Raw genomic sequence first — 709 nt, forward strand, 5'->3', positions numbered from 1 at the left:
GGGGTTTTTACGGGTGTGGAAAGCCAGCGCAAGAAATCCTTGCCTCTGGGTGATTTGAATCGCCTGATGACTGTCCCTGTAAAAGGAGAGAAGTTAAGGAAGACACAGCTGGCCCTTTGCTTGATGTTTCAATACGGGGGGATGTCGTTCGTTGATTTCGCTCATTTGAATAGGGGTAATATCAAGAACGGCATATTGGATTACAATCGCCAGAAGACCGGGACCTCTATGCGGTTGGAGGTCTTGGATACGGCGGAAGCTATGTATAAGGAACTGGCGGGTGAGAGGGGTGGAGGCTCCGGCTATTTATTTCCCTTTTTAAGTGGGACGAAGAACGGCCATGAGGCATATCTCGAATACAATGCGGCCTTGTCCCGGTTTAACCGGAACTTGAGGATGTTGAAGGAGGTTGCCGGAATAGCCTCGGATGTGACTTCCTACACGATCCGTCATTCTTTTGCCATGGCATTGAAGGAGCAAAATGTCCCCATTGAGATGATCAGCGAGTTATTGGGGCATAAATCCATCAAGACAACCCAGATTTATCTAAGAAGTTTCTCCTTGGAGAAAATGACGGTGGTAAATAAGTCTTGCTTTGAGAATGTATATAATTATATGCCGGAGGTGGGGTAAGGCTACTTGGGGAGTAGCGTTCATTTCACGGCGTAAATGTAGTAAAAAATAACTAAAAACAAGCAAATAAATGCGC

General features: G+C 46.1%; 1 protein-coding gene. It reads left to right on the top strand.

Annotated features, from left to right (window positions below; genetic code table 11):
* Positions 1-633, top strand: a 633-nt coding sequence (locus tag D7V92_RS21840; protein ID WP_121773791.1) for a site-specific integrase, incomplete at its 5' end; no start/stop codon positions are given.
* Positions 634-709: the final 76 nt, after the last annotated feature.

The organism is Parabacteroides sp. CH2-D42-20 (genome assembly GCF_003670185.1).
GTDB lineage: Bacteria > Bacteroidota > Bacteroidia > Bacteroidales > Tannerellaceae > Parabacteroides > Parabacteroides distasonis.